The following is a 22,243-nucleotide window of genomic DNA, read 5'->3' as shown; positions in this document are numbered from 1 at the left end:
TGAAAGATGTCTTACGAAAACTTATTAAATCGTTTTTTGACCTACGTTAAGATTAATACACGTAGTAATCCAGATAGTACAACAACGCCATCGACTCAAACTCAAGTCGATTTTGCTTTGAATGTTTTGAAACCTGAGATGGAGTCTGTTGGTTTGCAAGACGTGCATTATCTAACAAATGGTTACCTTGTTGGTACGTTACCAGCTAACGATTCAACTAAAACACGTAAAATCGGTTTTATTGCTCACATGGATACAGCTGATTTTAATTCAGAAGGAATCAGCCCACAAATTATCGAAAATTATGCTGGCGGTTCTATTGAACTTGGTCAATCTGGCTATGCACTTTCACCAGAAGAGTTTCCAAATTTGAACAATTACCTTGGACAAACTTTGGTAACAACTGATGGTACAACTCTTCTTGGTTCAGATGATAAATCTGGAATTGCTGAAATCATGACAGCGATTGAATACTTGGTTACTCATCCTGAAATTAAACACGGTGAAATTCGTGTCGGCTTTGGACCAGATGAGGAAATTGGTGTTGGAGCTAATAAATTTGACGTTGATGATTTCAATGTTGATTTTGCTTACACTGTTGATGGTGGTCCACTTGGCGAACTTCAATACGAAACATTTAGCGCTGCAAGTTTAGAGATTGATTTCATGGGACGTAATGTTCACCCTGGTACTGCTAAAAATCAAATGATTAATGCTTTGCAATTAGCTATTGATTTCCACAATCAATTACCAGAAGCTGATCGCCCAGAAAAAACAGAAGGCTATGAAGGATTCTTCCATTTACATGGTATGGAAGGCACTGTTGAAAAAGCACATAGTTCATATATTATCCGTGATTTTGAAGACGAATCATTTGAAAATCGTAAAAAATTAGTTCAAGAAATCGCTGATAAGATGAACGCTGAACTTGGTAAAGACTGTGTTCTTATCACAGTGAACGACCAATATTACAACATGAAGAAAGTCATTGAAAAAGATATGACTCCAGTTGAATTAGCCAAAGAAGTCATGGAAGATTTAGACATTAAACCGGTTATTGAACCAATTCGCGGTGGAACAGATGGTTCTAAGATTTCATTTATGGGTATTCCGACACCAAACTTATTTGCTGGTGGAGAAAATATGCATGGACGCTTTGAGTTTGTCAGCCTTCAAACGATGGAAAAAGCAGTGGATGTCATTATTGGAATCGTTCAAAAATAATTAAGCTTTATCTAAGCCTTATTTGTTAGAATTAGCTAAATGGAGGACCGCAATGATTAAAATCTTTGGAAAGATTCGATACCATTGGCAACCAGAATTATCTTGGTCAATTATTTATTGGTCAATTGCAATGGTTCCAATGTTTATCGGTTTGTCATTATTATTCGAGCGGACAAAAATACCGAGTCAATTCTTTGTTTTATTTTCTGCCTTTATTGTTTTGGTAGGGTTAGGGTTCCATCGTTATTTCGTTATTGAAGAAGATGGTAAACTGCGTATTGTATCACTTAATCCATTTAAAAAATCAAGGGTTGCGATTGCACAGATTGAAAAAATTGAAGTCAATAGATCTGGTTTAGTTTTAAAAATTAAAAATCAAACAGATAGGATTTTTTACATGCGCAAATGGCCTAAGAAGTATTTCTTAGATGCTCTAGCTGTTCATCCTGATTTTCGAGGTACAGTTGAATTGACGGATAATTTTATCAAACTTGATTATTTTGAAGCTTATAAGTCTAACAAAAAAGCTCCTACTAAATTGTAAGAGCTTTGGTTGGACAAGATTTGACAGCAAGAAGGGTGTCTTTGTCTGAGTCTGGAACTGTTTGTTCTAATAAATCAGAATCAGCAAATTTTACAATGCCATCGTCATGGTAATCGAATCGATTAGAGTATGTTTGGCAGAGGCCACAGGCAATACATTTTTCCGGAATAATTGATACTTTCATATTATTATTGTAATATGAATTGATATATTTAACAAGGGGACATTATGGCAAAACAACCATGGGAAGAAAAAGTAGTCGATGACAACGAAATCAGAATTAGCCGTAAAACAAAAGGTTCGGTTATCAGCACACCTTTGTTGACAGCTTTATTGAGTGTTTTCTTTGTTATTGTTGTTGCGATTTTGTTTGTTGTTTTTTACACTTCAAATCGTGGTGGTGATAAAGCGTCAGAAACATCTAATTTTTATGGCGCTTCATCTAGTGTTGTCTCTTCATCTGAAGCGACAAGTTCAGAAAGCTCACAAGAATCAACGGAAGCTTCGTCTACAGATGCTAGTTCAAGTGACACAACTGAATCATCAAGTGAAGGTAATGGGGATACCATTACAGTTATGTCTGGTGAAGGTGCGGCATCAATTGCTGCACGTGCAGGAATTTCAGTTGACAAACTCTATGAACTTAATCCTGACCACATGACTTCAGGATACTGGTATGCAAATCCTGGAGATGAAGTACACATTAATTAGGAAGAAAAGGAATCATGAAATCAATTAGAATTGCGATTGATGGTCCTGCTTCAAGTGGTAAGAGTACAGTAGCCAAGATTATTGCTAAAAATCTTGGCTATACTTATCTTGATACTGGAGCAATGTACCGTTCAGCAACTTATTTAGCGTTACAAAATAATTTAACAGAAGATAATGTAGAAGAAATTTTAAAAGCATTGGCCAATAACCCAGTGTCATTTGGTCGAGCAGAAGATGGCAGTCAGACTGTTTTTGTTGGGGATAAAGATGTTACCCTTGCTATTCGTCAAAACGATGTGACAAATAATGTGTCATGGGTAGCCGCTATTCCAGAAGTTCGCGAAGAACTTGTTGAACAACAACGTCGTATTGCTAAAAATGGTGCCATCATTATGGATGGTCGTGATATTGGTACAGTTGTTTTACCCGACGCTGAACTTAAAATCTTTTTGATTGCTTCTGTTGAAGAACGTGCAGAACGTCGATTCAAAGAAAACCAAGAAAAAGGAATCAAAACTGATTTTGAAACACTTAAACGTGAAATCGCAGAACGTGATTATAAAGATAGTCACCGTAAGGTTTCACCATTAAAAGCAGCAGAAGATGCCATCACATTTGATACAACTGGTGTTGATATTGATGGTGTTGTGAAATTTATTCAAGAAAAAGCGGAAAAAATCATTGACATGGACTAGTCTCTATGATAGAATATAATCAATGAGAAAAGCAGAAGTGAGAGCTTCTCGCCTTGCGACTACGGTTGTCTGGCCCAACATGTCAAAGATTCCGAATGGAATATTACGTGTGTGCGGGCTTGATTTATCAAGTCCGTTTCGTTTTTCTCTAAAAAAATAAAGAGGTGAAGATCATAGCTAAGAAAGATCTATTCATTAACGATGAAATCCGCGTTCGCGAAGTTCGTCTCGTTGGTCTTGATGGTGAACAACTAGGAATTAGACCATTGTCAGAAGCACAAGCTATTGCTGATGATGCTAATGTTGACTTGGTTCTAATTCAGCCACAAGCTACGCCACCTGTTGCTAAAATTATGGACTACGGAAAGTTCAAATTTGAGTATCAAAAGAAACGTAAGGAACAACGTAAAAAACAAAGCGTTGTGACTGTTAAAGAAGTTCGTCTTAGCCCAGTTATCGATAAAGGTGACTTCGAGACTAAACTTCGTAACGGCCGTAAATTCCTTGAAAAAGGAAACAAAGTGAAAGTCTCAATTCGCTTTAGAGGTCGTATGATTACTCACAAAGAAATTGGAGCAAAGGTATTGGCGGAATTTGCAGAAAAAACGCAAGATATTGCTATTATTGAGCAAAGAGCTAAGATGGATGGACGTCAAATGTTCATGCAACTTGCTCCAATTCCAGACAAAAAATAATTGTCAATTTTAAACTATTTTAAGAGGAGAATTCTAAAATGCCAAAACAAAAAACTCACCGCGCATCAGCTAAACGTTTCAAACGTACAGGTTCTGGTGGATTGAAACGCTTCCGCGCATTTACTTCACACCGTTTCCACGGTAAAACTAAAAAACAACGTCGTCATCTTCGTAAAGCAGCTATGGTGCACTCAGGAGATTTCAAACGTATTAAAGCAATGCTTTCAGGTCTTAAATAAGACTAAAGCAATTACTCGATATTATTAAGAATTATTTGGAGGAGAATATAAATGGCTCGTGTTAAAAGTGGCGTTGTATCACGCAAACGTCGTAAACGTGTATTGAAACTTGCTAAAGGTTACTATGGTGCAAAACATATCTTGTTCCGTACTGCAAAAGAACAAGTAATGAACTCTTACTACTATGCATACCGTGACCGTCGTCAGAAAAAACGTGATTTCCGTAAACTTTGGATCACTCGTATCAATGCGGCAGCTCGTATGAACGGTTTGTCATACTCACAATTGATGCACGGTTTGAAATTGGCTGAAATCGAAGTTAACCGTAAAATGCTTGCTGATTTAGCAGTTAACGATGCAGCAGCTTTCACAGCTCTTGCAGATGCAGCTAAAGCTAAACTTGGTAAATAAGAATTAATAAAGGCTAGCCTTTGGTTAGTCTTTTTTTGTCTTTATGGTTCTATATCAATAATTTATAGATTTAGTATAAAATTTGATTAGTGCTGAAATTAGAGCGATAGGAGAAGCAAAATGGCTACCCTAAGAGTTAGTTGTACAATGAAAGTATTGTTCTTTATTCACCGTACTTTCGATGAATATTTACCAAACTTAGAAATGAAGGTATCAAAAAAAGTCTTGCTAAACCTAGCAAGACTTTTTAATTATGAGTACTTATTCAGAGCTTGAGCTATTTGAACTTTCGTGAAGTTGCATGTAGCTTGGTGCTTTGAAGAGATCGACTGTTGATTCGTCGCCATTTTCGCTATATAGACTAGTTGACTCGTCACCGCGTTTTTTCTCGATTGATTTAAGTGTTTTAAGAGAATGTGTATAAGAAATTGAAGAACTATCGACTTCTTTTAAACCATTCTTATCAAATCGAAGTAGGTCACCAGTTTGAACTTCGTCGCTGACAGAAAGTTGTTTAGCAACAGCATCGCGAATAGCTTTAGTTGCTGCTTGAGTGTTTTCGTCAGGGTTTGTAATTTCTTGACCAGAGTCAGTGTAGTAGAGGTGACCGCTATAACTTGTATAAGTTGGTGTCACATAATCGCCTGATGTTCTAAAGGCTACGATTTGTTTATTATCGCTAGAAAGCAAGTCTTGTCCGAGTTGAACGTAGTTGCTTGTATCGATACCTAGCAAGTGTAGAAGCGTTGGTAAGTTGTCAACTTCACCACCAAAGGTGTTGCTGATGTGTCCTTCAGTAAATCCTGGAATATGAATCATGTAAGGAACACGTTGTAACATGGCGTTATCATAACCAGTCCATGTTTCAGAATCTTTTCCAAGAAGTGGCGCCAAATCAGTGTTTCTTGAGTTTGAGATACCGTAGTGGTCACCGTAGAGGACGATAATCGAATTATCATATAAACCAGATTCTTTCAAATAATCAAAGAAAGCTTTGACGGCAGAATCTAAGTAGTTAGCAGTTGCGAAGTAACCGTTGATTGTTTCATCATTGGTTTTAGCTAATGGGAAACCTTCTTCATCAGAATTACCAGCTAAACTTGTGTATGGGTAGTGGTTACTTACAGTAATAAACTTAGTATAGAAAGGTTGTTGCATGTGCTCAAGGTATTTAATTGAGTCAGCAAACATGTATTTATCATTCAATCCATATTGGAATGAGTTTTCACTGTTTTGTTTTGTGAAATATGATGAATCAAAGAAGTAGTTGTAACCCCATTGTTTATAGGCATTATTACGGTTCCAGAAGGTACCAACGTTACCGTGGAAAACAGCACTTGTGTAATCATCAGTTTGTCCAAGGATTGATGGGGCAGCGTAAGCAGTATTTGTTCCACCGTAGTTAACAAGGTATGAACCACTGCTGAGACCGAATAATGACGTTTCCATCAAGGTTTCAGCATCAGATGTTTTACCGGCTTTAACTTGGTTGAAGAAGTTTGAAAAAGCTAGAGTTGAATTTGAGTGATATAGCGAGTTCAAGAACGGAGTGACTTCATATGATTTTCCGTCAACTTGCAAATGGTAATCAATCAAAAATTGTTGGAAACTTTCTAAGTGGATAACAATGACGTTTCGTCCTTTAGCAATACCAAAATATTTTGAATTTGGTGCTGCATAATGCTCTGAAACATATTTTTTAGCTTCTTTTAGGTCAGAAGCGGTGGCTTCGCTACGAACTTTTTCTGTTTGATAGGTTTGATTAGCACTATAGGCTGTAAATGACGGCAAGCCAAGCGCTCTAACCACATAAACATTTGAAAAACCACGAGTTAACAATTCAGGTCGATCAATTTCGGCCATGAAAAGGTTAATTGAAAATAATAGAGTTGATAAGGCCGTAATAGCAAAGCTTGCGCGTTTGTTAAATGGACGATTATCAACTTTTATTTTCTTAGTAGCAAATAGTGCAAGTAGAATGATATAATCAATAATGTAAATAATATCCCAAACACGCAGTAAGTTAAGGGCTGAGTCACCAAGACCAGCAGAAACTTTACTACTTGCTAGCATAGCACTTACAGTAATGAAATCCGAAAATTCACGGAAATAAATCGCGTTAGAAATAAGTAGAAGATTTAATATTGTGTAGATAATCCAACTAACGATATAAAAAACACGCGTTCTCTTAATATAAAGGCTTAACCCGAGCAGAAGCAATCCTAGCGGAATAGGATTGATAATTGATAATAAAAGTTGATACGGATTCTCTAGTCCGAGACTAAAGTCAACGTGATAAGCCCACATAGTTTTTAGCCAATACAAGACTAAAAGTGTCAAAATAAATCCCAAACGTGTATTAACCACGTGAGAGATAATTTGTTTCATTTTTTTCACTGTAGGAACTTCCTTTATTCTTTTTTTCCTAAAGATAAAATCTCAGTCCCCATTATATCATAAAGAAGAAATTTTTAGTACAAAGAACCGTAGTGCATATTGAAGGTGTTTTAAAGGAAGTAAAAGAAGTTTGTGGTGATAAAAAAGTCAGCATTTGAAGACAACATTTCAGATAGTGACTATTATTTTTAGTGTATTAGATGCAAAAATAACTCTGTTATCTAGTTTACTTCTCTAATCTTTAATAGAATCCCCTTGTTTAGGCGTAAAAAGTTGGTTCTTATGCCTGTGAAATATAAAATTTAGTGGGAAAAATTCTGAATTTTTGATATAATAGGCTTCATGAACAAACTATACGTGGATTCTTTTGTTGAAAAGAAAATTAAGCGTGGTATTCAACTTTTGGATGGAAAAGATTTTCATCAACTTGATTTAGATAATCAGTTAGTTGCTCTTTACAATCACTCACGTCAGTTTTTAGGAACAGCTTACCTATCTCGTCAAAATAAAGGGATTGGTTGGTTCTTAGGAAATGGCAAGGTTGATTTGATAGAATCTTATTTTGAAAGCTTGTTTAGTAAGGCTAAGCAGAAGCGTCAACACTTTGAAAACTCTGATTTAACAACAGCTTATCGATTATTTAATCAAGATGGCGATAATTTCGGTGGTGTGACGATAGATCGTTATGCTGATTTTGTTGTATTTTCTTGGTACAACACTTTTGTTTATCAGTATCGTGATATCATTGTTAAAGCCTTTCAAAAAGTTTATCCTGCGGTTAAAGGCGGATATGAAAAAATTCGCTTTAAAGGACTTGATTATGAGTCAGCTCACATTTATGGTCAAGAAGCACCTGAAACCTTTACCATTTTGGAAAATGGTGTCAAATACAGTGTTTTTATGAATGATGGCCTGATGACAGGTATCTTTTTAGATCAACATGAAGTCCGTGATGCTTTAATTAATGAACTAGGTCTTGGAAAACGTGTTCTAAATATGTTTTCTTATACAGCAGCTTTCTCAGTTGCAGCAGCTATGGGTGGTGCGATTGAAACAACTTCTGTAGACTTAGCTAAACGTTCTCGTGAACTGTCTCAAGCGCATTTTGAAGCCAATGGCCTTGATGTGACAAATCATCATTTTGTGGTCATGGATGTTTTTGAATATTTCAAATACGCTAAACGTAAAAACTTGACTTTTGATTTAATTGTTATCGATCCACCAAGTTTTGCTCGTAATAAAAAACAAACATTTTCAGTTGCTAAAGACTATCACTGTCTCATTAGTCAAGCACTAGAAGTTTTATCAGATGATGGCACAATCATTGCCTCTACAAATGCAGCTAATTTGACTGTGGCACAGTTTAAGAAACAATTGGAAAAAGGATTTGCTTCTGTTAAGCATGAGTATATTCGCTTGCAACAATTGCCAAGTGATTTCACTGTTAACAAGGCAGATATGAGCAGTAATTATTTGAAAGTATTTACAATAAAGGTTGAGAAATGAAAATAGTAGTACCTATTATGCCGAAAGATTTAGAAGAGGCGCAGTCGATTGATATTTCGAGATTTGAAGATGTGGATATCATTGAATGGCGAGCTGATTACTTAGCCAAAGAAGATATCATGACTGTTGCGCCAGCTATCTTTGAAAAATTTTCTGGCAGAGAAATTATTTTTACCATTCGCACAGATAAAGAAGGTGGTAATCTTAACTTATCTGATGACGAATACGTTGAGCTTTTGAAAAATATTAATGCTATTTACCACCCAGATTATATCGATTTTGAATATTTTTCACATAAAGAAGCCTTTCAACAAATGTTAGAGTTTCCAAATCTAGTTTTATCTTATCATAATTTTGAAGAGACTCCTGAAAACTTGATGGAATCATTTTCTGAATTAACAGCCCTAGCTCCTCGTGTAGTTAAGGTTGCTGTTATGCCCCAAAGTGAACAAGATGTTATTGACTTGATGAACTACACTCGTGGATTTAAAACACTAAATCCTGAACAAGAGTATGCGACTATGTCAATGGGCAAACTTGGACGTGTTTCACGTTTTGCTGTTGATGTATTCGGCTCATCATGGTCATTTGCAAGCCTAGACCAAGCAAGTGCACCTGGACAGGTTGCTCTTGCCGATATGAAACGTATTAGGGAGGTACTTGATGCAGATTGATGGATACACTCGCTTAGCCGCTGTCGTGGCAACACCGATTAAACACTCTATTTCACCATTTATTCACAATTACGCTTTTGATAAAACAGGTGTAAATGGTGTTTATGTTGCCTGGGATATTCCTGAGGAAGACCTAGCGGTTACTTTGGAAAATGTTAAACGTTATGACATGTTTGGTGTGAATATTTCAATGCCATACAAACAAAAAGTTATGCCTTATATGGATGAGTTGACAGACTCAGCTGCATTGATTGGCGCGGTTAATACCGTTATTAATCGTGACGGCAAGTTGGTTGGCCACAATACTGATGGTATTGGTTTCTTTAGAAGCCTTGCAACTTTTGCTGATTTTGATGTTAAAGGCAAGACAATGACTATTCTTGGTGGTGGTGGAGCTGCGATAGCTCTTATTGCCCAAGCTGCTCTTAATGGAGCAGGTCATATTAACATTTTCAATCAGACACAGTTCTTGGATGCGACACGTCAAAAAGCACAGGAACTTTCTGATAAAACTGGTGTATCTATTACTGTTTATCCAGTCGAAGATTTGAAGACAATTCAAGAAAAAGTGTTAGAATCACAACTTTTTGTCAATGCGACAAGTGTTGGAATGGATGGTAAATCAATGATTATCACAGAAGACTTTGAGTTTCCTGAAGGTCTTTTGGTGGCTGATACAATTTATCAACCATTTGAAACACCATTCTTGAAATTAGCTCGAAGCAAAGGTCTGAAAGCGCTTAATGGCTTGGGTATGTTGTTATTCCAAGCAGCAGAAGCTTTTGAAATCTGGACTGGTGAGACTATGCCAACGGCTGAGATTTGGTCAGCTTTGGAAGAAAAGTACAATACAAAATAGGATAAAAAAACAGGTGACGCTAATGAAATTGAATGTTAATCTCCCACAAACACCTTATGATATTGTGATTGAAAAAGGTATCTTAGCTAAAGCCGGTGATTGGGTAAAATCACTTTGGCAACCTCAAAAAATCGCCCTTATTACAGATAACCATGTTGGAAGTTTGTATGCTGAAAAAGTTAAGCTTAGCATTGAGAACGCTGGCTTTGAAGTGATTGTTTTTGATTTTCTAGAAGGTGAAGCATCAAAAAATCTTCAAACAGTCAATAAAGCATATGAATTTTTGGTTAAAAATGGTATGACACGTAGCGATGGAATCGTTGCGCTTGGCGGAGGTGTCGTTGGAGATTTAGCTGGTTTCGTAGCGTCTACTTATATGCGCGGAATTCATTTCTTGCAAATTCCGACGAGTCTAACGGCTCAAGTGGATTCATCAATTGGTGGTAAAACAGGTGTTAATACACCATTTGCTAAAAATATGGTTGGAACATTTACGCAACCAGATGGTGTTTTAATCGATCCTGAAACCCTTCAAACTCTTGGGAAACGAGAACTCATTGAAGGTATGGGGGAAGTTATCAAGTATGGTTTGATTGAAGACGTTGAACTTTGGGACGAACTTTCTGCTATGGATGGTTCGCCTGAAAGCATTTTAAAACATGCAGAAAGCATTATCTATCGCTCATGTAATGTAAAACGTAAAGTTGTTGTAGAAGATGAACTTGATAATGGTGTTCGTCTTTATCTTAACTTTGGTCACACCATAGGTCATGCCGTTGAAGCAACTGCAGGCTATGGTAAAGTGATGCATGGTGAAGCTGTTGCCATTGGTATGGTACAAATTTCTCGTGTTGCCGAAGCAAAAGGTTTAATGCCTAAAGGTATCACTAAAGAGATTTTTGAAATGTGCCAAAAATTTGGTTTGCCAACAGACTACCAACCATGGGATGTTGAGGTGCTTTACGGAGCTTTAGTACATGACAAAAAAGCTCGTGGCAAAATGATTAAGACTGTCATTGTACCAGAGCTTGGTAGCGCAGCGATCAATCAGATCCCCCTTGAAGAGATGAAAGAGTATTTGGAGAAATAATATGAGATATTTGACAGCTGGTGAATCTCACGGACCGCGTTTAACGGCTATTATTGAAGGAGTTCCTGCGGGACTTCCTTTAACTGCCGAAGATATTAATGTTGATTTGAAACGTCGCCAAGGCGGTTACGGTCGTGGCGGACGTATGAAAATTGAGTCGGATAAGGTTGAAATCACATCTGGCGTACGTCATGGAAAAACAACAGGAGCTCCAATTACCCTTAACGTTATTAATAAAGACCACGAAAAATGGTTAGATATTATGGCTGTTGAAGATATTGATGATGCTCTTAAAACAAAACGTAAAATTACTCATCCACGTCCTGGTCATGCTGACCTTGTAGGTGGAATGAAATATCGCTTTGAAGATTTGCGTAATTCTCTAGAACGTTCTTCTGCGCGTGAAACAACAATGCGTGTGGCAGTTGGTGCTGTGGCAAAACGTATTTTGGCTGAGTTGGACATTGAAATTGCTAACCACGTTGTGGTCTTTGGCGGTAAAGAAGTTGATGTTCCAGAAGGACTCACTGTTTCACAAATTAAAGAATTAGCTAGCCAATCAGAAGTGTCAATTGTTAACCAAGAACGTGAACAAGAAATCAAAGATTATATTGACCAAATCAAAAAGGACGGAGATACCATTGGTGGTGTTGTCGAAACAGTTGTTGGTGGTGTTCCTGTTGGACTTGGTTCTTATGTGCAATGGGATAAGAAACTTGATGCTAAGATTGCTAGTGCCGTTGTTTCAATTAATGCCTTCAAAGGTGTTGAGTTTGGACTTGGTTTCAAAGATGGTTACCTTAAAGGTAGCCAAGTAATGGATGAAATCCTCTGGAACGAAGAAGAAGGATACACACGCCGTACTAATAATCTTGGTGGTTTTGAAGGAGGTATGACAAACGGACAACCAATTGTTGTGCGTGGTGTCATGAAACCTATCCCAACGCTTTATAAACCTTTGATGTCAGTTGATATTGAAACTCACGAGCCTTATAAAGCAACTGTCGAACGTTCAGATCCAACGGCTCTTCCAGCAGCAGGTGTTGTTATGGAAGCAGTTGTGGCAACGGTTGTGGCTGATGAGATTCTTGAAAAATTTTCTTCTGACAATCTCGAAGAACTAAAAGAAGCTGTCGCTCGTCATCGTGATTATGTCAAACATTTTTAATGCATAAACAGTTGACAGAAGCTGAGACAAAAGTCCTCAGCTTCTTTCTATAAAGCATTGTTATCCGGAAATGGAGAAACTATGGAAAATAAAGTGATTTACGTTGCAGGTTTAGGTTTGATTGGGGGCTCTCTTGCCTTAGGTATTAAGCGTGACCACCCAGATTACAAAATTTTAGGATACAATCGTTCTGACAAATCACGAAATGTTGCTCTTGAGCGTGGGATTGTTGATGAAGCTACAGCAGATTTTAAAGAATTTGCACCTCTAGCAGATGTGATTATTTTGGCAGTTCCGATTAAACAGACCATTGAGTTTATTAAGACGCTTTCTGAAATGAACTTGAAAGAGAATGTGATTATTACGGATGCCGGTTCAACGAAACGTGATATTGTTGAGGCGGGAGAAAAATACTTGGCTGGTAAAGGTGTTCGCTTTATCGGCTCACATCCAATGGCAGGTTCTCACAAGTCAGGAGCAATTGCCGCCGATGTGAATTTATTTGAAAATGCGTATTACATTTTTACTCCATCTTCTTTAACGGTTGATGGAACAATTGCTGAGCTTAAGGAGATTTTATCTGGTTTACATGCGCGCTACGTCGAAATTGATGCAGCAGAGCATGACTGCGTAACGAGTCAAATTTCACATTTCCCACATGTCCTTGCAGCAAGTTTGATGGAGCAGGCTGGTGATTATGCAGCAGAGCATGAAATGGCTAATCATTTTGCGGCGGGTGCTTTTCGTGATATGACACGTATTGCTGAAAGTGAGCCAGGCATGTGGACCAGCATTCTCTTGACTAATAAAGAAGCTGTTGCTAATCGCATCGATGATTTCAAGGATAGACTCGATGAGGTTAAGAAACTCGTTTTACAAGGTGATGGGGATGCGATTTGGAATTATTTTAACCACGCCAAAGAAACGCGTAAGGAAATGCAAATTCATAAACGTGGTGGCGTGGAAAGTGCCTTCGATCTTTTTATCGATGTTCCCGATGAAGAAGATGTTATCTTAAAAATCTTGGAATTGCTTCGCGGAACATCTTTGGTTAATATTCATGTCAATGAAGAAAACCGTGAAGATATTAATGGGATTTTACAAATTTCATTTAAGAATGCTAAAGATTTGGAACATGCTAAAACAGTCATCAGTGAAAACACTGACTATAACATTCATATTAATTAAGGAGAAATATCATGGCAAACATTTATGATTTGGCAAATGAACTAGAACGCGAAATCCGTGTTCTTCCTGAATACAAAAAAGCACAAGAATGCCGTGCTGCGATTGATGCTGACGAAGAAGCAAAAGCTTTATTTAAAGAATTCACTGAATTCCAACAAGGTCTTTATGCTAAATTGCAATCAGGTCAAATGCCGACTGGTGATGAACAAACTAAAATGCAAGAATTAGGTGCTAAAATCGAAGCAAATCCTGTTCTTAAAGCTTATCTTGGTGCTCAACAATCATTGTCAGTTTATATAACAGACCTTGAAAAAATTATTTTTGGTCCTTTGCAAGATCTTTTGAAATAGTAACTGTAACCTAACATTTCTTGTTAGGTTTTTTCGTATTTTTAGAGATAAAGGTCTATAATGATTGATAACTTTATAAGGAGGTTATTTTATGTCACGTAAGGTTGGAATTATTGGAATGGGTCATGTTGGCTCAACTGTTGCTCACGGACTGATTGCTCAAGGGGCTTTTGATGATTATGTCTTAATTGATACCAATGAGAAAAAAGTCACCGCAGATGCGGTTGATTTCCGTGATGCTGCAGCGAATCTAAATCAACATGCCAATATTGTGATTAATGATTATGAAGCTTTAGCAGATGCCGATGTGGTTATCTCAGCTCTAGGAAATATCAAACTTCAAGATAATCCAAATGCAGACCGTTTTGCGGAGTTACCTTTTACAGCGAAAGAAGTGCCTTTGGTTGCTAAAAAGCTAAAAGAGGTTGGATTTAAAGGGATTATTGTAGCTATTTCAAATCCAGTTGATGTTATTACTAGTCTCTATCAACACTACTCAGGTCTTCCAAAGGAACGTGTTATTGGTACAGGTACTTTGCTAGATACTGCTCGTATGAAACGTGCCGTTGCAGAACGTTTTGGTGTTGATGCGCGTAGCGTTTACGGTTATAACCTTGGCGAACATGGAAATTCACAATTTACGGCTTGGAGTCAAGTTCGTGTCAAAGGACAACCAATTTCTAACTTTACAGACCAAGCGACGCTTGAGGAAATTGCACATGAAGCCATGATTGGTGGACATACGGTCTTTTATGGAAAAAAATACACAAGCTATGGGATTGCAAGTGCAGCTATTCGTTTGGCGATTGCAGTTGTTTCAGATAGCCATGAAGAATTACCGGTTTCTAATTACTATGAACCGCTAGATACTTACCTTAGCTATCCAGCTATTGTTGGACGAGAAGGTATTATCGAGCAAGTAAAATTAACTTTGCCAGCTGACGAAGAAGCTAAACTTGAAAATTCAGCCAACTTTATCAAACGTAAATTTGCTGAAAGTCTAAACTAATCAAAAAGAAATCCCATCTGAAAATTAGGTGGGATTATTGATTGAGTAAAAAGTTGCGAACTTCTGAGATGAAATAAAGTGAACCGGTGACAACAAAGAAATCTTCAGGATTATTTTCGTCGTCAGCAAGCCAGTCTTTGTAATCAGCAACTTTTTTATATTTTTCAGGATAATCTGACAAAGCTTGTGCTTGATAGAAATCAAAACTAGTCACCGCTAAGTCAAATGCGGATAGTTCTTCGAGCATTTGTGTCAAAGGCTTACGCCCTAAGCCTGCAAAGAGGATGTGAATGTTGCGATTTGAAAAGTCTTTTTTTAGCACGTCGACTAATTTTGCAATCGAATCTTCGTTATGTGCACCATCTAACATGAGGTTTGGTCGCATCAACTCACAACGCCCAGCCCAAACCGTGTTTTCTAAGCCATTTTTGATAGTTGTTTTAGTAATATTTTTGAAATACGATTTAAGGATGATAGCAGCCATAGCAGCTAACGAGGCATTAGTTCGTTGATGATGACCAAGCATTGATAAAGTGATGTTTGCAATGCTTATATCTTTATAATAAAAATCAAAGATTTCACCATTTTCTCTGATTGAGAACTCTTTATCCAGTTCATATGTCGGACAATCGAGCTCCTTAGTTTTTTGATGAAATACTTTTTGGACCTCTGGTGTCATTTGACCAAGAATAAAAGGAACGTGAGGATTTAAAACACCAGCTTTATGACCAGCAATTTCAGTAAGAGTTTGCCCCAGTGTTTCTTGGTGGTCGATACTGATTGATGGGCAGATAACTGCTCTCGCTGTAAAGACATTAGTTGAGTCAAAAGTACCACCAATACCAGCTTCAATAACGGCGACGTCGACAGGATTGATAGTTGCAAAGTAATAGAACATAAGAGCTGTGACAAGTTCAAATTCTGTTACCTTACCAACTTTTTCTTGAAAGTCATTGCTATCTACGATAGGTTTAATTGCCTGTGCTGTTTTAACCAGATCGCTATCAGAAATTTCTTTGCTATCGATAGCGATACGTTCATTAAAGCGCGTTATAAAAGGAGATGTGAAGGTACCTGTTTTATAACCTGATGCTGTTAAGATATGTTGGAGAAAACTAGTTGTAGAGCCTTTGCCGTTAGTTCCCACAACGTGAACAGCTGGAAATTTATTTTGCGGGTTATCAAGTAAGTTAAGGAGATGGCACATGCGTTCTAAACTTGGTCGGCGACCATTAGCTTTGTGAGAGTGAATCCAATTTAGTGTGTCAATATAAGTCATGAGTTTATTTTACCTAGTAAAAAAGAGGTGGGATGATAAGGAATTTTATCGTCCCATTCCTCTTGATTTTATTGATTTGTTTCAGTAACACTTTCTGCAGTAGTATCAGATGTCGCTTGAGAACTTGTTTGAGTGTTGTCTTGTGTTGTATCAGTACTTGAACTGTAAGTTGTAGAATCTGAGCTAGAGTCATAAGTTGCATTGTTGCTATTAGTGTCACTATTGTAAACACTGTTGTTAGCAGCAGAACTTGAATATGTTGTTGACGCAGAAGTATCAGTTTTACTGTTATTGCTTTTGTTACCTTCTTTAATCACAACAGTTGTCGTTGATTTATCAGTTGGCTTTTGACTTGATGAGCCTTTTAAGGCGTTTGTGATAGTGATACTTGCTACGATAATACTAAGGATAGACCCGATAAGAGCAATTGTTTTTTGTAAAGGCTGAGAAACCTTTTTTAATGTGCTTTGATGGGGCTTGTTCCTTATCTTTTTTTGATGATTTTTGACTTCTAGAATAATGTTGAGACATTTTTAACTCCTTTTTCGCGTATGATTCTATTATAGTTTTTTCATTTTAAATGTCCAGTAAGAGATAGGACTCTTTTAAGAAATATTTTAGGTCATTTTCTTAAAAATAGGCTTAAAAAACTTAAGATTAAAGCTTTCACACTTATGAGAGACTGTGTTATAATGGTAGTATTGTATTTTTTTGTGAAGGAAGAAAAAATGATTTACTTTGATAACTCTGCCACTACCATTCCCTATCCTGAAGTTTTGCGCACTTATCAGGAAGTGGCAAGTAAAATTTATGGAAATCCATCAAGTTTGCACAATCTAGGAACAAAAGCTAGTCGTATTCTAGAGGCAAGCCGTAAGCAAATCGCTGGCTTGCTTGGCGTTAAAAGTGATGAAATTATTTTCACTTCTGGTGGTACTGAAGGAGACAACTGGGTTCTTAAAGGTGTCGCATTTGAAAAAGAACGCTACGGAAAACACATCATCGTATCAGATATCGAACACCCAGCTGTCAAAGAATCTGCAAAATGGCTTGGCGAACACGGTTTTGAAGTGTCTTACGCGCCAGTTGATGAAAAAGGTTTTGTTGATGTTGATAAATTAGCAGAACTTTTGCGCCCAGATACAACTTTGGTCTCAATCATGGCAGTTAATAATGAAATTGGTTCTATCCAACCAATTAAAGCCATCTCAGAATTACTATCTGATAAACCAGGAATTTCATTCCACGTGGATGCTGTTCAAGCTATCGGTAAAATTCCAGCAGCTGATTATTTGACAGACCGTGTTGACTTTGCAAGTTTTTCTGGTCACAAATTCCACAGTGTGCGTGGTGTCGGTTTTATCTATAAAAAAGAAGGTAAAAAATTAAATCCATTACTAGCCGGTGGTGGACAAGAAGGTGACCTTCGCTCAACTACTGAAAATGTTGCAGGGATTGCTGCGACAGCGAAAGCTCTTCGTTTGGTTACTGACAAAGAAGCTTACGCCCTTCCAAAAATCGCCAAAATGAAAGAAATCATTTATGACGAATTAGCTAAGCACAAAGATATCGTTATTTTCTCTGGTAAAGATGATACTTTTGCCCCAAACATCTTAACGTTTGGTATCAAAGGTGTACGTGGAGAAGTAGTAGTTCATGCCTTTGAAGAACATGAAATCTATATTTCAACAACATCAGCTTGTTCATCAAAAGCAGGAAAACCTGCAGGAACATTGATTGCCATGGGAGTCCCTACAAAACTAGCGCAGTCAGCTGTTCGCATTAGTCTCGATGATGACAATGATATGGGACAAGTTGAACAATTCCTAACAATTTTCAAACAAGTCTACGAAAAAACACAAAAAGTAAGATAATTAATAAGAAAGGATAAAGAGATTTTCTCTTTAGAAAACTATGCAATACTCAGAAATTATGGTTCGCTACGGCGAATTATCAACTAAAGGAAAGAACCGCATGCGTTTCATCAATAAATTGAAACGTAACATGAAACACGTTCTTTCAATTTATCCAGATGTCCGTGTTGTGGCTGACCGCGACCGCGCTCACATTTTCTTAAATGGTACTGACTATGTTCCCGTTGCGGAATCATTAAAACAAATTTTCGGGATTCAAGCATTTTCACCATCATACAAGGTTGAAAAAAATCTAGAAACGATTAAAAAAGCTGTTCAAGATGTGATGACTGACGTTTATCATAAAGGTTTGACATTTAAAATCACAAGTAAACGTAGCGACCACAACTTTGAGATGGATAGCCGTGAATTGAATCAGTACCTTGGTTCAGCTGTCTTTGAAGTTTTGCCTAACATTCAAGCGCAAATGAAAGGGCCGGATGTCAATCTTAAAGTTGAAATTCGTGAAGAAGCCGCCTACCTTTCATATGAAAATATCAAAGGTGCTGGAGGACTTCCTGTTGGAACAGCTGGACGCGGAATGTTGATGTTATCAGGTGGTATTGATTCACCTGTCGCAGGTTACCTTGCTCTTAAACGTGGGGTTGATATTGAAGCTGTCCACTTTGCTAGTCCACCATACACAAGTCCAGGTGCTCTTAAGAAAGCTCAAGATTTGACACGTAAATTGACAAAATTCGGTGGTAACATTGATTTCATCGAAGTACCATTTACGGAAATCCAAGAAGAAATCAAAGAAAAAGCGCCAGAAGCTTACTTGATGACTTTGACACGTCGTTTCATGATGCGTATTACAGATCGCATTCGTGAAGAACGTAATGGCTTGGTTATCATCAATGGTGAAAGTCTTGGACAAGTGGCTAGTCAAACGCTTGAAAGTATGCGTGCCATTAATGCCGTAACTGCAACGCCAATTATTCGTCCAGTTGTCACAATGGATAAATTGGAAATCATTGATATTGCACAAAAAATCGATACTTTTGATATTTCAATTCAACCATTTGAAGATTGCTGTACTATCTTTGCGCCAGATCGTCCAAAAACAAATCCAAAAATCAAAAATGTTGAACAATACGAAAAACGTATGGACGTTGAAGGACTTGTTGAACGTGCTGTTGCAGGAATTAAAGTGACAACAATCACACCACAAGCAGAACATGATGAAGTCGATGACTTAATCGATGACTTACTATAATAGATAGAAACTGCCTTTAGGGCAGTTTTTTTCTTACCAGTTAAATCCTGAAAGCCTAATCATAAAATGATATAATAGACGCATGGAGGTGTGATTAAGGATGTTAGATAGGATAATTTATAAAAAGACAACGTTGGCTTGCTTGGCATTCATATTGCTAAGCTTATTAGGTGCAGCATTTTATGGCTTACTATTTGAGAAGGCTAGTTCAAGTGGTAAGACTCAGCAATCAAAAACTCAGTCAAGTAAAGTGAAAACAGCGCGTGTCATGGCAAATGGAGATATTCTTATCCATAATGGTCTTTATGGCAGTGCTGAGCAGGCTGATGGGACTTATGATTTTAAACCTTTCTTTGAGTATGCCAAAGACTGGATTTCAAGTGCAGATTTGGCAATTGGTGACTATGAAGGAACGATTAGTCCAGATTATCCTTTAGCTGGCTATCCTTTATTCAATGCACCGAGTGAAATTGCTGATGCTATGAAAGACACAGGTTATGATGTTGTCGATTTAGCTCACAACCATATCCTTGATTCTGGTCTTTCAGGTGCACTTAACACCGTTAAAACCTTTGATAAATTAGGAATGCCTAGCATTGGCGTTTACAAAAAGGATCGAGACAAAGAAGATATTTTAATTAAAAATGTTAATGGTATTAAAATTGCTATTTTAGGTTATTCTTATGCTTACAATGGATTAGAAGCTAATTTGTCAGCTGAGGATTATGAGAAGCACATGTCTGATTTAAATGAAGACAAGATGAAAGCTGAAATTCAGGAAGCTGAAAAGAAAGCTGATGTAACAATTGTCATGCCACAAATGGGAGTGGAATACCGACGCGAACCAACTCAAGAGCAAGTAACCCTTTATCACAAGATGATTGATTGGGGTGCAGATGTTATCTTTGGTGGACACCCTCACGTTGTGGAACCATCAGAAACTGTCGAAAAAGACGGCGAAAAGAAATTTATTATCTATTCAATGGGAAATTTTATTTCTAATCAACGTTTAGAAACGGTTGATGACATTTGGACAGAACGTGGTCTTTTGATGGATGTGACATTTGAAAAGAAAAATCATAAAACGAAAATTAAAACTGTCGCAGCTCACCCAACAATGGTTTGGGTATGGAGCAAGGGCGTGACAGGGTCAGAAGGCTTTGTTCTTTCAGATTATCGTACGCTTATTTTAGAAGACTTTATAAAAGGTGGTAAATACCGCGAAAAACTTGATGCCAGTATGCAAGAGAAAGTCGATACCGCCTATCAAGAAATGAATGAATTGATGAATTTACAATGGAATTAAAACGTCAAGAGGTGAAACTTTTTTCAAAAAGTTCCCGTGATGTCAAAAAATTATACTTATCAGCTTTTCCAGCTGTTGAACGTGCACCGTATTTGCCGTTGTTGCTGACGGCTTATCGTGACTTAGCAGATTTTTATGCTTATTATGATGGCGATGATTTTGTCGGTTTAGCTTACATTTTACAAAATGAAGCTGTGGTTTATTTATTTTTCTTAGCTGTTAACCCTAACATTCGTTCTCGTGGTTATGGCTCAGCTATTTTGCAAGATGTTAAAGATTTAGCTGGGAATCGTCCAGTCGTTTTGGCAATTGAGCCTATGGACGAAAAAGCTGATAATTTTGATCAACGTTTGAAGCGCGTGCGTTTTTATGAGAAAAATGGTTTTCACATCACAGCCTATTATTACCACGAAGGTAGTGAGACCTATCAAATGATGGCAAATACTAAGCAGATTGATATTGATGCTATCGAAAAATTGACTAAAAAAGCTGTTTTGGGATTAGTGAAAATATCCTTTGACAAAAAATAAAAAATGAAAACATACTATCATTAAAAAAAACTAGCATATTCCTTGCTTTAATTAGCCTAACATGATAAAATATGAACGTTGACTAAATGCACATCCTGTGCAACCGCACGAAAATCGTTTGTAAGCAACTCTCGAGGTTCACGATTTAGGCGAGTCTTCACAAGCGGAAAAATCCGCAACAAAATTTTATAGGAGGTGCACGATGAGCACATATGCAATCATCAAAACTGGTGGAAAACAAGTTAAAGTTGAAGTAGGTCAAGCTATCTATGTTGAAAAACTTGATGTTGAAGCTGGTTCAGAAGTAACATTTAACGAAGTTGTTCTTGTTGGTGGTGAAAAAACTGTTGTTGGTACACCAGTTGTTGAAGGAGCTTCTGTTGTTGGTACTGTTGAAAAACAAGGAAAACAAAAGAAAGTTATTACTTTCAAATACAAACCTAAAAAAGGTTCACACCGTAAACAAGGTCACCGTCAACCTTACACTAAAGTTGTTATCAACGCTATCAACGCTTAATTTAGCATTCTCATGATTCAAGCAACTTTTATTCGCCGCAAAGGTCACTTAGAAAGTGTTGAACTGACTGGTCACGCTGGTAGTGGTGAATATGGCTTTGATATCGTATGTGCAGCTGTTTCAACTTTATCGATTAACTTTGTTAATTCGTTAGAAGTTTTGGCAGAATGCAATGCTGATTTTGCTGTCAATGAGATTGATGGTGGTTATATGAAGATTGATATCTCTCATATGACTAAAAAGACAGATGAGAAAGTTCAACTTTTATTTGAAAGCTTTCTTTTAGGAATGACAAATTTGGCTGAGAATTCGAAAGAATTTGTGTCAGTTAAGGTCATTGCAAACTAATTTGAAAAGAGGACACTACATATGTTAAAAATGAATCTTGCTAACTTGCAACTTTTCGCCCACAAAAAAGGTGGAGGTTCTACATCAAATGGTCGTGATTCTGAAGCAAAACGTCTTGGTGCTAAAGCAGCTGACGGTCAAACTGTTTCAGGTGGATCAATCCTTTACCGTCAACGCGGTACTCACATCTACCCAGGTGTGAACGTAGGTCGCGGTGGTGACGATACACTTTTCGCTAAAGTTGAAGGTGTTGTTCGTTTCGAACGTAAAGGTCGCGATAAACGTCAAGTATCAGTTTATCCAATTGCAAAATAATTTAACAGAAAAGTCTGCTTCGTGCAGGCTTTTTTGTTCCTTTTTGAAATACAAAATGG

General features: G+C 37.3%; 25 protein-coding genes, 1 pseudogene and 2 other annotated features. Of the genes and pseudogenes, 22 read left to right on the top strand and 4 right to left on the bottom strand.

The genetic code is table 11. From position 1 onward, the window contains the following. The first annotated feature begins 6 nt into the window (after positions 1 to 6). On the top strand, positions 7 to 1,224 hold the full coding sequence (gene pepT, locus STRINF_RS07770) for a peptidase T (RefSeq protein ID WP_006532539.1): 1,218 nt from the start codon (positions 7 to 9) through the stop codon (positions 1,222 to 1,224). Positions 1,225 to 1,276: 52 nt separating this feature from the next. Further along, positions 1,277 to 1,768: an EbsA family protein gene (locus STRINF_RS07765; protein WP_006532538.1), complete on the top strand. Its 492-nt coding sequence runs from the start codon at positions 1,277 to 1,279 to the stop codon at positions 1,766 to 1,768. Here the strand turns inward: STRINF_RS07765 and STRINF_RS07760 are convergent. Beyond that, entirely contained in the window at positions 1,758 to 1,952 is a 195-nt protein-coding gene (locus STRINF_RS07760; protein WP_006532537.1) for a ferredoxin, read from the bottom strand. The two genes, STRINF_RS07765 and STRINF_RS07760, sit on opposite strands and share 11 nt — an antisense overlap. A gap of 44 nt (positions 1,953 to 1,996) precedes the next feature. Here STRINF_RS07760 and STRINF_RS07755 point away from each other — a divergent pair, with 44 nt between their 5' ends. The 5 genes from STRINF_RS07755 to rplT all read left to right on the top strand — a co-directional run bounded on the left by STRINF_RS07755 (position 1,997) and on the right by rplT (position 4,519). Beyond that, positions 1,997 to 2,479 (top strand): SAG1386/EF1546 family surface-associated protein, encoded by a 483-nt coding sequence (locus tag STRINF_RS07755; protein WP_006532536.1) that lies wholly within the window; start codon positions 1,997 to 1,999, stop codon positions 2,477 to 2,479. A gap of 14 nt (positions 2,480 to 2,493) precedes the next feature. Continuing rightward, positions 2,494 to 3,174: a (d)CMP kinase gene (gene cmk / locus STRINF_RS07750; protein ID WP_006532535.1), complete on the top strand. Its 681-nt coding sequence runs from the start codon at positions 2,494 to 2,496 to the stop codon at positions 3,172 to 3,174. A 23-nt stretch (positions 3,175 to 3,197) separates the two neighbouring features. Next, positions 3,198 to 3,325 (top strand) — a sequence feature (ribosomal protein L20 leader region). A gap of 13 nt (positions 3,326 to 3,338) precedes the next feature. Next, entirely contained in the window at positions 3,339 to 3,869 is a 531-nt protein-coding gene (infC, locus tag STRINF_RS07745; protein WP_006532534.1) for a translation initiation factor IF-3, read from the top strand. A 38-nt stretch (positions 3,870 to 3,907) separates the two neighbouring features. Further along, positions 3,908 to 4,108 carry a 50S ribosomal protein L35 gene (gene rpmI, locus STRINF_RS07740; RefSeq protein WP_003065422.1) on the top strand — a complete coding sequence of 67 codons (201 nt, stop codon included), beginning with the start codon at positions 3,908 to 3,910 and terminating at the stop codon, positions 4,106 to 4,108. A 51-nt stretch (positions 4,109 to 4,159) separates the two neighbouring features. Then, entirely contained in the window at positions 4,160 to 4,519 is a 360-nt protein-coding gene (gene rplT, locus STRINF_RS07735; protein ID WP_006532533.1) for a 50S ribosomal protein L20, read from the top strand. Positions 4,520 to 4,780: 261 nt separating this feature from the next. Here rplT and STRINF_RS07730 read toward each other — a convergent pair whose 3' ends face one another. Further along, a complete protein-coding gene (locus STRINF_RS07730) occupies positions 4,781 to 6,907 on the bottom strand; it encodes an LTA synthase family protein (protein ID WP_006532531.1) in 2,127 nt (708 codons plus the stop codon). 351 nt (positions 6,908 to 7,258) lie between these two features. On the opposite strand from STRINF_RS07730, the gene STRINF_RS07725 reads away from it, so the two are divergent. The 8 genes from STRINF_RS07725 to STRINF_RS07690 all read left to right on the top strand — a co-directional run bounded on the left by STRINF_RS07725 (position 7,259) and on the right by STRINF_RS07690 (position 14,760). Further along, on the top strand, positions 7,259 to 8,422 hold the full coding sequence (locus STRINF_RS07725) for a class I SAM-dependent rRNA methyltransferase (RefSeq protein WP_006532530.1): 1,164 nt from the start codon (positions 7,259 to 7,261) through the stop codon (positions 8,420 to 8,422). Continuing rightward, the gene (aroD, locus tag STRINF_RS07720; protein ID WP_006532529.1) at positions 8,419 to 9,096 is read left to right on the top strand and encodes a type I 3-dehydroquinate dehydratase; all 678 of its coding nucleotides are present in this window, start codon (positions 8,419 to 8,421) and stop codon (positions 9,094 to 9,096) included. Before STRINF_RS07725 ends, aroD begins: the two co-directional genes overlap by 4 nt. Next, positions 9,086 to 9,955 (top strand): shikimate dehydrogenase, encoded by an 870-nt coding sequence (locus tag STRINF_RS07715; protein ID WP_006532528.1) that lies wholly within the window; start codon positions 9,086 to 9,088, stop codon positions 9,953 to 9,955. The genes aroD and STRINF_RS07715 overlap by 11 nt, the downstream gene beginning before the upstream one ends. 22 nt (positions 9,956 to 9,977) lie before the next feature. Continuing rightward, positions 9,978 to 11,045: a 3-dehydroquinate synthase gene (gene aroB, locus STRINF_RS07710; protein ID WP_006532527.1), complete on the top strand. Its 1,068-nt coding sequence runs from the start codon at positions 9,978 to 9,980 to the stop codon at positions 11,043 to 11,045. Between the two features lies 1 nt (position 11,046). Then, a complete protein-coding gene (gene aroC, locus STRINF_RS07705; protein ID WP_006532526.1) occupies positions 11,047 to 12,213 on the top strand; it encodes a chorismate synthase in 1,167 nt (388 codons plus the stop codon). Positions 12,214 to 12,294: 81 nt separating this feature from the next. Then, positions 12,295 to 13,401: a prephenate dehydrogenase gene (locus STRINF_RS07700; RefSeq protein WP_006532525.1), complete on the top strand. Its 1,107-nt coding sequence runs from the start codon at positions 12,295 to 12,297 to the stop codon at positions 13,399 to 13,401. An 11-nt stretch (positions 13,402 to 13,412) separates the two neighbouring features. Further along, positions 13,413 to 13,751 (top strand): YlbF/YmcA family competence regulator, encoded by a 339-nt coding sequence (locus tag STRINF_RS07695; RefSeq protein ID WP_006532524.1) that lies wholly within the window; start codon positions 13,413 to 13,415, stop codon positions 13,749 to 13,751. A 91-nt stretch (positions 13,752 to 13,842) separates the two neighbouring features. Continuing rightward, positions 13,843 to 14,760: an L-lactate dehydrogenase gene (locus tag STRINF_RS07690; protein ID WP_006532523.1), complete on the top strand. Its 918-nt coding sequence runs from the start codon at positions 13,843 to 13,845 to the stop codon at positions 14,758 to 14,760. 34 nt (positions 14,761 to 14,794) lie between these two features. Here STRINF_RS07690 and STRINF_RS07685 read toward each other — a convergent pair whose 3' ends face one another. Continuing rightward, on the bottom strand, positions 14,795 to 16,039 hold the full coding sequence (locus tag STRINF_RS07685; RefSeq protein ID WP_006532522.1) for a bifunctional folylpolyglutamate synthase/dihydrofolate synthase: 1,245 nt from the start codon (positions 16,037 to 16,039) through the stop codon (positions 14,795 to 14,797). 68 nt (positions 16,040 to 16,107) lie between these two features. Continuing rightward, positions 16,108 to 16,570 (bottom strand): annotated as a pseudogene (locus STRINF_RS07680) (DUF6556 family protein). A gap of 197 nt (positions 16,571 to 16,767) precedes the next feature. On the opposite strand from STRINF_RS07680, the gene STRINF_RS07675 reads away from it, so the two are divergent. The 7 genes from STRINF_RS07675 (at position 16,768) to rpmA (ending at position 22,184) form a co-directional block, all read left to right on the top strand. After that, a complete protein-coding gene (locus STRINF_RS07675) occupies positions 16,768 to 17,913 on the top strand; it encodes a cysteine desulfurase family protein (RefSeq protein ID WP_043878425.1) in 1,146 nt (381 codons plus the stop codon). A gap of 40 nt (positions 17,914 to 17,953) precedes the next feature. Further along, positions 17,954 to 19,168, top strand: a complete 1,215-nt coding sequence (gene thiI / locus STRINF_RS07670; protein ID WP_006532518.1) for a tRNA uracil 4-sulfurtransferase ThiI — start codon at positions 17,954 to 17,956, stop codon at positions 19,166 to 19,168. Between the two features lie 100 nt (positions 19,169 to 19,268). Next, positions 19,269 to 20,474, top strand: a complete 1,206-nt coding sequence (locus tag STRINF_RS07665) for a CapA family protein (RefSeq protein WP_006532517.1) — start codon at positions 19,269 to 19,271, stop codon at positions 20,472 to 20,474. Then, the gene (locus STRINF_RS07660) at positions 20,465 to 21,004 is read left to right on the top strand and encodes a GNAT family N-acetyltransferase (protein WP_006532516.1); all 540 of its coding nucleotides are present in this window, start codon (positions 20,465 to 20,467) and stop codon (positions 21,002 to 21,004) included. The genes STRINF_RS07665 and STRINF_RS07660 overlap by 10 nt, the downstream gene beginning before the upstream one ends. A 91-nt stretch (positions 21,005 to 21,095) precedes the next feature. Then, positions 21,096 to 21,171: a sequence feature (ribosomal protein L21 leader region), on the top strand. A gap of 35 nt (positions 21,172 to 21,206) precedes the next feature. Then, positions 21,207 to 21,521: a 50S ribosomal protein L21 gene (rplU, locus tag STRINF_RS07655; RefSeq protein WP_006532515.1), complete on the top strand. Its 315-nt coding sequence runs from the start codon at positions 21,207 to 21,209 to the stop codon at positions 21,519 to 21,521. 12 nt (positions 21,522 to 21,533) lie between these two features. Then, positions 21,534 to 21,869 (top strand): ribosomal-processing cysteine protease Prp, encoded by a 336-nt coding sequence (locus STRINF_RS07650; protein WP_006532514.1) that lies wholly within the window; start codon positions 21,534 to 21,536, stop codon positions 21,867 to 21,869. A 21-nt stretch (positions 21,870 to 21,890) separates the two neighbouring features. Then, positions 21,891 to 22,184, top strand: coding sequence for a 50S ribosomal protein L27 (gene rpmA / locus STRINF_RS07645; protein WP_004232221.1), 294 nt, complete (start codon positions 21,891 to 21,893; stop codon positions 22,182 to 22,184). The last annotated feature ends 59 nt before the right edge of the window (positions 22,185 to 22,243 follow it).

It is taken from the genome of Streptococcus infantarius subsp. infantarius ATCC BAA-102 (assembly GCF_000154985.1).
GTDB classification, from domain to species: Bacteria; Bacillota; Bacilli; order Lactobacillales; family Streptococcaceae; genus Streptococcus; species Streptococcus infantarius.
The sequence above is the reverse complement of the archived record's forward strand: the minus strand, read 5'-3'. Positions and strand labels throughout refer to the sequence as shown.